12 protein-coding genes are annotated in these 9,519 nt (G+C 69.5%); 3 read left to right on the top strand and 9 right to left on the bottom strand.

Features of this window, described 5'->3' with window-relative positions; genetic code table 11:
* Window positions 1-125: 125 nt before the first annotated feature.
* The gene (locus ABZU72_RS28345; RefSeq protein ID WP_355022109.1) at window positions 126-1,043 is read right to left on the bottom strand and encodes a phosphotransferase; all 918 of its coding nucleotides are present in this window, start codon (window positions 1,041-1,043) and stop codon (window positions 126-128) included.
* A gap of 102 nt (window positions 1,044-1,145) precedes the next feature.
* Between ABZU72_RS28345 and ABZU72_RS28340 the strand changes: the two genes are divergently transcribed.
* Window positions 1,146-1,574, top strand: a complete 429-nt coding sequence (locus ABZU72_RS28340) for a hypothetical protein (protein ID WP_355022108.1) — start codon at window positions 1,146-1,148, stop codon at window positions 1,572-1,574.
* 4 nt (window positions 1,575-1,578) lie between these two features.
* On the opposite strand, the gene ABZU72_RS28335 is transcribed toward ABZU72_RS28340, so the two are convergent.
* From ABZU72_RS28335 to ABZU72_RS28305, 7 genes are read right to left on the bottom strand one after another with little or no spacing between them, the layout of a single operon-like run.
* Window positions 1,579-2,193: an acVLRF1 family peptidyl-tRNA hydrolase gene (locus ABZU72_RS28335; protein WP_355022107.1), complete on the bottom strand. Its 615-nt coding sequence runs from the start codon at window positions 2,191-2,193 to the stop codon at window positions 1,579-1,581.
* A gap of 9 nt (window positions 2,194-2,202) precedes the next feature.
* Window positions 2,203-2,565 (bottom strand): MmcQ/YjbR family DNA-binding protein, encoded by a 363-nt coding sequence (locus ABZU72_RS28330; protein WP_355022106.1) that lies wholly within the window; start codon window positions 2,563-2,565, stop codon window positions 2,203-2,205.
* Window positions 2,566-2,572: 7 nt separating this feature from the next.
* Window positions 2,573-3,130 carry a sugar O-acetyltransferase gene (locus ABZU72_RS28325; RefSeq protein WP_355022105.1) on the bottom strand — a complete coding sequence of 186 codons (558 nt, stop codon included), beginning with the start codon at window positions 3,128-3,130 and terminating at the stop codon, window positions 2,573-2,575.
* Window positions 3,131-3,136: 6 nt separating this feature from the next.
* Window positions 3,137-3,685 carry an ASCH domain-containing protein gene (locus ABZU72_RS28320; protein ID WP_355022104.1) on the bottom strand — a complete coding sequence of 183 codons (549 nt, stop codon included), beginning with the start codon at window positions 3,683-3,685 and terminating at the stop codon, window positions 3,137-3,139.
* Between the two features lie 25 nt (window positions 3,686-3,710).
* Entirely contained in the window at window positions 3,711-4,556 is an 846-nt protein-coding gene (locus tag ABZU72_RS28315; RefSeq protein WP_355022103.1) for a GNAT family N-acetyltransferase, read from the bottom strand.
* Between the two features lie 53 nt (window positions 4,557-4,609).
* The gene (locus ABZU72_RS28310; protein WP_355022102.1) at window positions 4,610-5,260 is read right to left on the bottom strand and encodes a maleylpyruvate isomerase family mycothiol-dependent enzyme; all 651 of its coding nucleotides are present in this window, start codon (window positions 5,258-5,260) and stop codon (window positions 4,610-4,612) included.
* A 12-nt stretch (window positions 5,261-5,272) separates the two neighbouring features.
* The gene (locus ABZU72_RS28305; protein WP_355022101.1) at window positions 5,273-6,538 is read right to left on the bottom strand and encodes a dicarboxylate/amino acid:cation symporter; all 1,266 of its coding nucleotides are present in this window, start codon (window positions 6,536-6,538) and stop codon (window positions 5,273-5,275) included.
* 311 nt (window positions 6,539-6,849) lie between these two features.
* Here ABZU72_RS28305 and ABZU72_RS28300 point away from each other — a divergent pair, with 311 nt between their 5' ends.
* Entirely contained in the window at window positions 6,850-7,191 is a 342-nt protein-coding gene (locus ABZU72_RS28300; protein WP_355022100.1) for a WhiB family transcriptional regulator, read from the top strand.
* Window positions 7,192-7,254: 63 nt separating this feature from the next.
* Here ABZU72_RS28300 and ABZU72_RS28295 read toward each other — a convergent pair whose 3' ends face one another.
* Complete coding sequence (locus tag ABZU72_RS28295) at window positions 7,255-7,815, bottom strand: TetR/AcrR family transcriptional regulator (protein ID WP_355022099.1); 561 nt, start codon at window positions 7,813-7,815, stop codon at window positions 7,255-7,257.
* A gap of 94 nt (window positions 7,816-7,909) precedes the next feature.
* Here ABZU72_RS28295 and ABZU72_RS28290 point away from each other — a divergent pair, with 94 nt between their 5' ends.
* Window positions 7,910-9,397 (top strand): hypothetical protein, encoded by a 1,488-nt coding sequence (locus ABZU72_RS28290; protein ID WP_355022098.1) that lies wholly within the window; start codon window positions 7,910-7,912, stop codon window positions 9,395-9,397.
* Window positions 9,398-9,519: the final 122 nt, after the last annotated feature.

Raw genomic sequence — 9,519 nt, 5'->3', positions numbered from 1 at the left:
CGAGTCGATCCGCAGGTCGGCGTGGGGTTCGTCGTCCTGGTGCACTTCTCGGGCATTGCAACACCTGAGAAGTGCAGGCATTGCCTGAGCCGTGTTGCAGATGTGACGTCTGGGACCGGCGCTGCTCACATCTCGAGCAGCGCCTCCACCAACGGCGCCTGCTTCTGCAGCGTCCGCAGATGAGGCGCGACGGCGGGATGGCGGAACTTCGCGAGCAGCGGCCCCTCCCCCGGCTTGATCCGGCTCAGCGCCCACTCGGCGCGGCTCAGCGCGGTGTAGACGGCGCTGATCTGCGCGCCGAGCGTCACCTCCTCACGGGTCGCGACGCCGGAGGGCAGCCCCAGGAGGTACGCCTCCAGCAGCGGATCGAACGACTCCCGGGCGTGCAGCAGATAGAGCCCGAGGTCACCACCGACGGGGCCGCGGCCCAGGCTCGACCAGTCGATCGCGATCAGCCGCTCGCCGTCGTCGGTTCGGCCGAGGAGGTTCTGCGGTGCCGGGTCGCCGTGCTGGGCGACCTGGGGCAGGTCGTCGAGGAGGTTGGTGAAGCGCCCGCGTCGTTCCCAGAGCGTGTGGGCGATGTCCGCGGCGGTCGTACGCATCATCGTCGGCCAGCCGCCGTTGTACTCCACCCGCGCGATCCGGTCGCGGAACTGGTCGCGCGCCAGCCAGCGCGCCTCGCCCAGGTCCGCGCCGGCGAAGCGGCCCATCGAGAGCGCGGCGAAGAGTCCGGAGTTGGCGGCGTCCTCGACCCAGTCGCTGGTCAGGGTGATGCCCTCGTCGTCCTCGGCGACGCTCGCACGCGCGCCGACCATGCCCGGGGTGTCGTCGACGAGCCCCGAGGTGGCGACGTCCGCGGCCCGCCGCCAGTAGGCGAAGTGGCGCCGGCGGCTCAGCTCGGCCGGATCGTACGCCCCCGGCTGCCCGAGCCGCTTGACCACGACCGGCTCCTGCTCCTCGCCCACAGCTGTGCGCCAGACCCCCAGCGTGGAGGGTCCGGTGCCGCCGGGAAGGACGAGCCACCCTGGGTCGGGCTGCCACATGCTTGCCAAAGTAGCGCATCCTCGCAGGTCGCAACGGCACTCACCGCCGGGAGGCAACGACGGGATGCTGAGTTTGATCCCGGGGCCGATATGGTTGAGCCGATGTCCGAGACTGACTACTGCGAGCTGTGCGACCTGCCGAAGTCACAGTGCATCCATGGGCGGCCCCCGGCCCCGCCCGCTCCGGCTCCAGTGAAGAAGCCGACAACCCGGGTGCGCAAGACCACGACGAGCTCGACGGCCGCCGCGCCGAAGGTCGTCACCAAGTCCGCTCCCCGCAAGTGGACCCCGCCGGCCGCCTTCGCGCCGCTCATCCTCGAGATCCTCGAGACCGCCGGCGGCTCGATGTCTGCCGACGAAGTCCTCGACGAGCTCGAGAGCCAGCTGGGCGACAGCCTCCTCCCGGGCGACTTCGAGACCACCCCGGAAGGCGAGCTCCGCTGGCGCTACGCGGCGCGACGCGCCCGTCAGACGCTGCTGACCGACGGCCTGATGGTCAAGGGTTCGCCCGGAGTCTGGCAGCTCCCCTGACGCGTCAGCTGTCGGCGTTGAGGACCTCGATCCGCACCTTCTGGGCCTCCTCGATCGCCTGATCGAGCACCGCCCGGTTGGGGTCCTGCACGGCCAGCCAAGGTCCGGTGACCTCGAGCGACGCCAGCCGCCGGTCCCCGAGCACGTCGTCGACGCCGCCGTGGTCGCCGCCGGTGACCAGCGGGCCCCGGAGCCCGTTCAGGATCCGGGCCGCGTGCTCGGCCGCCGCCTCGTACGCAGCGCTCGCCTGGTTGGCCCGGCGCCGGGCGAAGCGCTGCTGGCTCCAGCCGCCCGCCTTGGTCTTCCCCTGGACGTGCCGCCGCCCGATCTTGTGGTCAGCGATCTCGCCGCCGCTCATCCGGGCGATCGCGAAGCCGCCCTTGCGCACCAGCAGCAGGCCCCAGTCCTGCGGGGCCGCCGAGGCGGCGATGAACGCCTCGACATCGGCCGGCCCGGCGTACGTCTTCTCGAACGGCAGCGCCGCGATGAACGAGGACCCGTCGGCCGCGGCACCGGTCAGCGCACCGGAGTCGACCGCGAGCCGGGTGTCGCCGTGGCGCCCTGCGAAGTTGTCGAGCCAGCGCTGGATCCGAGCGACCGGGACGGCGACGTTGGGCATGTCCGTACGCTACCGGTCCAGGCCACGCTGCAGTCGAGGCGGCGCGATGTGGCGATAGGCGTCCTCGCAGATCTCGGCGACCTCGTCCCAGTCGACGTCGCCGTCGAGCCGCATGCCGAGCCAGCCGCGGCCACCGACGTACGGAGGTACGAAGAACCGCTCGGGATCGTCACCGACGACCTCGCCCTGCACCCCCGCCGCAGCGGCCGCCCACAGATGCGGCTCGTCGCGCCCGTGATGTCCCTGCGGCCACAGCATCACGAACTGCTTCTTCACGAAGAACCCGGGCGCGCCATGACTGACCCGCTCGGTGCTCTCCGGGAACCCGAGGCAGATCTCCCGGACACGCTCGGTCAGCTCGGTCGGTGTCATGTGCCCATCATCCGACTTCTCGGATCACTCTCGCCGGTGTTCCCGCCGCGACGACCCGATCGGGCACATCACTCAGTACGACACTTCCGGCACCGATCACGGAGTCGGCACCGATCCTCACGCCCGCACCGACGGTGACGCCCGTGCCTAGCCAGGCGTTCGAGCCGATCTCGATCGGCAGCGCCTGCTCCCAACCCTCACGCCGCTGGTCGGGGTCGTCGATGGGGTGCAGTGCGGTCACCAGCTGCGCGCCGGGCCCGATCCTGACATCGGCCCCGACCCGGATCGGCGCGTCGTCCGTGAAGAAGGCGTTGGCGTTGACGAACGCCCGATCGCCCAAGCTGATGTTGTAGCCGTAGGAGCACTGGAAGCGAGGCACGACCTCGACGCCCGAGCCGACCTCGCCGAGCAGCTCGTGCAGCACCTTGTGGCGTACGTCGTCATCGTCCGCCCCGGCGGCGTTGAAGCGGTCCAGCCGCCGCCAGCAGTCGCGACGGAGACTTTGGAGCTCGGCATCGTCGAGGTACCACTCGCCCGCCTCGAGCCGGGCCCGCTGCTCGCCCACGCAGGCTCAGTCGGGCTTCGGCCAGACGAGCTCGAACTGCTCCATCACGACCGGCATGTCCTCGCTGAACTCGTGGTCGGGACCGGCGAACTCGGTGAAGAAGCGCTCGTGAACCTCGCGCCAGTACTCGAGCGACAGGTCGCCCTCGCCCTCCAGCCGCGCGAACTCCTCAGGGACGTCCCGGAACGGGGCGATGTCGACCTGGGTGGTGGCGATCAGGGCCCGCGGGTGACCGGACCCGTCGAGGATGATGCTCATGCCACCCACGGTTGGGAGCGGCTCGTCTCCGTTCTCGAAGTCCCACTGCGCAGTGGCCGTCGCGGTCTTCACCCCTTCGAGAACGAGCTCGAGCAGACCGTCGGCCTCCTCCGGCGTACCACCGAAGGCCCAGGCCGGCGGCTGCAGCGCCTCCAGCGGCGATGCCCCGAAGTAGCCGGGCGCGGCGCTGAGGTGGGCGTGGTGCTTCACGTCGTCCCAGAACGCGGCGATGTCAGCCTCCTGCTGGGAGTCGGACACGGGGGCCTCAGGCTCAGGGATCGTGGCGTCGTCGCTCATAGGCGACACTCAACCACAGTTGGCGCTAGCCGTGCCGGGACTCGACGGAGGTACGCGGCGTGGCTGATCGCGCGGTCACCAGGCGTGCCTGGGCACGCCAGCCGAGGCCGGAGTAGAGGGGCTCGCCCATCTCGCTGGCGACCAGAAGGCCATGGACGGCACCGGCCTCCCGGGCGGCCGCGACGAGCAGGCTCATCACCGCGCCGCCGAGACCGCGGCGTCGGTGGTCGGGCTCGGTCTGGATCCGGTCGGCGACGGCGTCGACGCCGATGACGGCGATAGTCCCGCCCGCCGCGACAGCCTCGCCCGCGCTGATTGTCACGGTGAAGACGCCGCCGTCACGCCCCACCTCGGCGCGGTAACCCTCCGGGACAGCCCGGGACGCGTGGTCGGCGAGGTCGATCGTCATCAGCGCCTCCTCGCCATCGTCGGCGACCAGCCCGGCCTCGACGAACCAGGGATGTACGCCCGCGGGCGACTCGGTCACCACCGACAACCACGCCTCCGGCGTGGCCCGGGCAGTGTCGACGAGCCCGGCGAGCGTGTCCGCGTCGTCGGTCGCCACCCACTCGACCCGGCGCCCGGGCTGCCCCACCTCCACGCGTACGCCTCCTGGCATCGCCGCGGGACGCGGGAAGCCCCGCGCGTAGGCCCAGCCGCGGGCCCACCGGGAGACCAGGTCCGCAAGGTCGCCGGCCCCCGCGGCAGCGGCGAGGGCGGCCTGGCGACCGCGGTACCACTCCCCCAGCACCGTCGCGACCAGCACGGCGACGGCCAATCCGAACGCCAGGGGATCCAGGGTGAACAGGCCGATCACCGCGAGTCCCACCGCGGCGATGTACCCGAACCAGATCCGACCAGGAGCCTCCACGTCCGCGGAGCCTACCCGGCTGGGTCTACCGGGCTGGGTCTACCGGGCTGGGTCTACCGGGCTGGGCCGATCCGCTCCCGCAACGTCGCCACCCCTGGTCCGTCGAGGTCCGCCAGCGCGACCGCCCGGCCCGAGAGCGCCATGCCCAGGGCCTCGCTGGGACCGGCGACCTCTTCGCCCGTGCCGTCGGCCGCGCCCCAGGACCAGTCCTGGTCGGTCGCGCACAACGCCAGCCCGTCGAGCCGCCCGGCCGGGACCACCCCGAGCGAGGCCTGCTTGGTCGGCAGCCAGTCGAGCACCGCGCGCCAGTCCTCGAGCGGTACGTCGGTGTCGAGACCGAGCGGCCGGGCGCAGTCCCGCAGGTGGATGCAGTGGTCGGTGAACTGCCCCATCGGACCGACGCCCGGCGCCGGCACCCGCTTGGTGGCGTACGTCCTCAGCAACCCGGTCAGCTCGGCGACCGGCCGTCGCGCCTGCTCCTCGGCGATCGCGGCCGAGGCCCGGTCGATGGAGCCTCGGGCCAACAACGTACGCCACAGCAGCCGCCCGATCCCGACCGAGAACGGCATCGCGCTGTGCCCCAGCACCTCCCTCACCGTCCAGGCCGAGCAGAGGCTCTGCGTCTCCAGCTGGGACTCGTCGAGGCCGTCGAAGAAGTCGGCGATCAGGCGGCGGTTGGCTGCGGTGCGGGCGGCTACGTCCATGGCCCCATCGTGTCAGGCCGCCGCCTCCGCGACAGGCTCCACCACCGGCTTCGTCCCGGCGTACACGTCCCGGTCGATCTCATCCGCGCCGTGCGCCACCAGCAGAGCGACCATGGTGTCTCCGTTCACATTGAGGAACGTACGCAGGATCCCGGTGAACCAGTCCACCGCGATGAGCAGCCCGGCGGCCTCGATGGGCAGGTCCAGGGACGTGGCCAGGAAGATCGCGACGACCGGGAACCCGCCAGGCACCGTGATCGTGCCGATGTTGAGCAGCACCGCGAGCGCCATCCCGAGCGCGATGTCACCCGGGGAGAGCGAGACGCCGGAGGCCTGGGCGAGGAAGAGCACCACGATCGTGTAGTTGAGCACCGCGCCGCACGACCCCATCGTCATCCCCAGGCAGAGCGTGAAGTCAGCGACCCGCTTCGAGATCCCGAACTTCTCGACCGCGTTCTTCAGCACCGTCGGGAAGGTGACCGCCGACGACGTCGTGGTGACGGCCACGACGGTCTGCTCGGCGAGCTTCGCGGGCAGGCGCAGCGGGTTGAGCCGGGTGACGGCGACGACCACGACGACGTAGAGGGCCGAGATGATCACCACGCCGGCCAGGGTCGTGCCCAGGTAGGCGAGCGCGGTGGTGACCACCCCGAAGCCGACGCGGCCGGCGAGGTCGGCGAGGAGGCAGAAGACGCCGATGGGCGCCAGGAACATGACGTACCTGATCATCAGCAGGACGATCGCCTGGATCTGCTCGAAGAAGGTGAGCACGACGGTCGGGCCGTTCATCGCGGTGTAGCGGTTGAGCGCGAGCCCGAAGATCAGGGCGAAGAAGATGATCGGCACCATCGCGCCGGTGGCCATCGCCTCGACCACGTTGGTGGAGACGAAGCCGGTCACGGTCTGCTGCCAGCCGACCGCGGTCGCCGCGGCCGAGTCGGTCAGAGTCGCGTCCAGCTCGCCGTCGTAGCGCATCCCCGAGCCCGGCTGGAACAGCTCGGCGAGCCCCCAGCCGACGAAGGCCGCGACCACCGCGAACCCCAGCATCCAGCCGAAGGTCGCCCCGGCCAGCCTCCCGGCTCCCGCCCCGGTCATCGCGCCCGTCGCCACGATCACCGACGAGGCGACCAGCGGGACGATCGACATCTGGATCAGCCGGATGAAGATGTCACCGACGAACTTGAGGTTCGCCGCCCACTCCCCCACCACCAGGCCGAAGACGATGCCGGCGACCGCGCCGACCAGGATCAGGACGGCTGGGGACTTCAAGACCTTCATCGGGTCTCCTAAGCGTCGGGGACGGTGGATCCCGGACGCTAACGAGGCCGCGTACGCCGCCGGTTAAGCCGTCGTCACCGGCACGTTTCCCGCGACAAACCAGTGGTCCCGGCTGGGGCGGGGTGAATACCATTGATGTCATGCGCGAGACCACGATCTGCAACCACCTGGGCCGACCGGTCCAGGACGTGGAGTTTGCGCGCTCGGAGCCGCAACCGACGTAGGTGCTCACCGCATCCACCAGGGCCGCTCCGATCGAATCGGAAGCGGCCCTTTCTCATGTCCAGCAGCATCACCAGGAGGTGAACGAGATGGAGATCATCACCCTTTTCGGAGAGGGCTTCAGCACCAAGACGTACGAGCTGACGCTGAAGCACCCGACTCCCCGGACCGACGAGTGGGCCTGCGTGGGCGAGGACCCGGAGCTCTTTCACCCCGAGGACCTCACCCAGCTCGCCGAGGCGCAGCAGGTCTGCGCCGACTGCCCGATGCGGCAGACCTGCCTCGAGCTCGGGACCGCCCGGCGGGAGTGGGGAGTCTGGGGCGGCGTGCTCCTGGAGAGCGGAAAGCCCCGCACCGAGCCCAGAACTCCCGGACGAAAGCCCTACAAGCGAAGCCAGGAGGCGATCGCACGGGTCGGCCGCGTCGCCTGAGGTGACGTGGGAGTCCTGAGCCTGTCGAAGGGCCACCCGTGACCTCAGGATTCGGCCGTGGGGCTAGCGGAGTCTGTCGAGGGCTTCTGCTAGCTCCGCGGCCGTCGGGGCCGTCGTCGGCTCCAGCATCCACTGCAGCATCACGCCGTTGATGAGGGCGAGCGCGAGGGAGCCCACCGAGGCGGCTTCGCGCGCCGACACCGCATCCGGCGCCGTGTCGAGCACCAGCGCGGCGAGGTCGCGGCGGCTCTGGGCGTAGATGCGCAGCAGCTGGTCGCGTATGTCGGGCGCGAACTCCGCCTGTGCGTAGGCCTGAACACTGGCGACGAGCACTGCACGATGCCGCGGTGCCGCGGCAAGGAGTCGGTCGAGGAACAGCTCGAGGCGTCGGCCAGGTGTCTCTGCGGGCTCAGCCGACACCGCGCCGGCGATCGTGTCACCCCATTCCTCGAAGGTCTCGAGGATCGCCGCATTGAGCAGGGCATCCTTCGACCCGAAGTGGTAGCCGATCGACGCGAGATTCGCTCCGGTCACCGCGACGATGTCGCGGGCGGTGGTGTGCGCGTATCCGCGCTCGGCCAGACACTGCTTCGCACCAGCCAGGAGGTCTTCGCGCTGTCCCACACCCCCAAGCCTAACAGTCGATATGTACGCACGTCTTGTACGTATGTATTATACAAACGTACATATCGAGGAACGCCGATCGAAGGAGCCACTCATGGCCCAGGACCAGTCCCTACTCGCTCCCCCGACACACGCCCCAGCCGTCCCGGTGGACATCGCCTGGGACGAGATCATCGCGACGTCGAACACCGTGCTGACCACCCACTTGTGGGCCGCGCCACCGCTACGCCGCGAGTCACCTATCCACGACCGGGCCTTCGCGGCACTGCGTGACCTCAAGGCCGACTACGCCCGCTTCCTGCCCTGGTTCTCACACCCCGTGCTGTCGGTGCCTGCTCTCGAGGCGCCGACCAAGGCGACGACATCATGGGACTTCGCGCAGCTCGACCCCTTTGTCGAGGACTTCATGGCTGCTGCCGAAGGCCGGCCGGTCGTGGCCAACTTCGCGACCATCCCGCACTGGATGTTCACGAACGCCGACCACGTCGAGGTCTCACGCGACGTTGACACGATCCACTGGGACTATGAGCAGGGCACGGACTTCCGCGACGACACGCTCGCCGAAGTCGCCGACTACTTCTTCCGCATCGCCAGTTGGTACATGGCCGGCGGCTTCACCGACGAACTCGGCGTACGGCACGAATCTGGGCATCACTACCGGTTCGCGTACTGGGAGGTTCTGTGCGAACCCGACCTCAACCGCCGCATGCCCCCCGAGGTCTACACCCGCCTGTATGACGCCGTCGTGCAACGCTTGCGCACGCTCGACCCCGACATGAGGTTCGTCGGTCTGTCCCTCAGTCACGTGCACCACGACCCGGAGTACTTCTGGCACTTCCTGAACCCCGCGAACCACGCACCCGACATCAGCGTCGACGCGTTCTCGTACCACTTCTACGCCTCGCCCGAGATCGTCAATCCGTTCGGCGCCGAGGGCAACGCGGACCACAGCACGTGGCGCAGCACCTTCTTCGCGCAGGCGGATGCCTTCGTCGAGCACGTCGCGTACATCCGCTCGATCGCGAACCGTCTGGCACCCGATGCCAAGACCTTCCTCAACGAGATCGGCACCTACCCCGCCGACGTCATGAACGCCGCCCCGAAGATCCCAGCACACTACTGGGCGCTCAGTGGCTCCGTGCACGCCTATCTCTGGGCGCGGGTCCTGCCCCTCGGGATCGACCTGCTTGGCGTCGCGGAGTTCATGGACTACCCAGGAATGATCCCAGGCACCTCCCTCATCGACTGGGAGAGCGGCGAGCCCAACGCGCGCTACGACGTCACCAAGCTGCTGCTCGACCACTTCGGTCCAGGCGACCGCCTACTGGAGACTTCCGCCGGCTACCCCGGCTTCCCCGACGCGCGCGTGCACGTGCAGGCCATGCGCACTCACGACGGCAGCCGCAAGCTACTCATGATCAGCAAATGGGACGAGCCAGTGCACCTCGATCTCACCAGCGTCGGCGCCGGAGTACTGGAACAGATCCACACCACCACCGCTGGCAGCGCGAACGAAAGGTTCGCCGGAGGAACGCTGCATCTGAGGCCGCACGCGACCGCCGTCCTGACGCTCGACAACTGACCACAACAGACAAGGGCCTGACGTTCCACCAAGCCGCGTCGCGTGAAATGACGTGGGAGTCCTGAGCACAATCGAGCCGGGCCGGCGCTACCTCGCCCGTTTCGCCGTGCAACGCCAGTCCA

Origin of the sequence: Nocardioides sp. NPDC004968 (genome assembly GCF_040608935.1) — a bacterium.
Lineage (GTDB): Bacteria > Actinomycetota > Actinomycetes > Propionibacteriales > Nocardioidaceae > Nocardioides.
This window is presented reverse-complemented; position numbering and strand designations above follow the sequence as displayed.

Excerpts from the sequence above, each read along its gene's own strand:
- ABZU72_RS28345 (WP_355022109.1), bottom strand. The coding sequence starts at position 1,043 with ATGTGGCAGCCCGACCCAGGGTGGCTCGTCCTTCCCGGCGGCACCGGA.
- ABZU72_RS28310 (WP_355022102.1), bottom strand. The coding sequence starts at position 5,260 with ATGGACGTAGCCGCCCGCACCGCAGCCAACCGCCGCCTGATCGCCGAC.
- ABZU72_RS28340 (WP_355022108.1), top strand. The coding sequence starts at position 1,146 with ATGTCCGAGACTGACTACTGCGAGCTGTGCGACCTGCCGAAGTCACAG.
- ABZU72_RS28330 (WP_355022106.1), bottom strand. The coding sequence starts at position 2,565 with ATGACACCGACCGAGCTGACCGAGCGTGTCCGGGAGATCTGCCTCGGG.
- ABZU72_RS28335 (WP_355022107.1), bottom strand. The coding sequence starts at position 2,193 with ATGCCCAACGTCGCCGTCCCGGTCGCTCGGATCCAGCGCTGGCTCGAC.
- ABZU72_RS28290 (WP_355022098.1), top strand. The coding sequence starts at position 7,910 with ATGGCCCAGGACCAGTCCCTACTCGCTCCCCCGACACACGCCCCAGCC.
- ABZU72_RS28320 (WP_355022104.1), bottom strand. The coding sequence starts at position 3,685 with ATGAGCGACGACGCCACGATCCCTGAGCCTGAGGCCCCCGTGTCCGAC.
- ABZU72_RS28300 (WP_355022100.1), top strand. The coding sequence starts at position 6,850 with ATGGAGATCATCACCCTTTTCGGAGAGGGCTTCAGCACCAAGACGTAC.
- ABZU72_RS28305 (WP_355022101.1), bottom strand. The coding sequence starts at position 6,538 with ATGAAGGTCTTGAAGTCCCCAGCCGTCCTGATCCTGGTCGGCGCGGTC.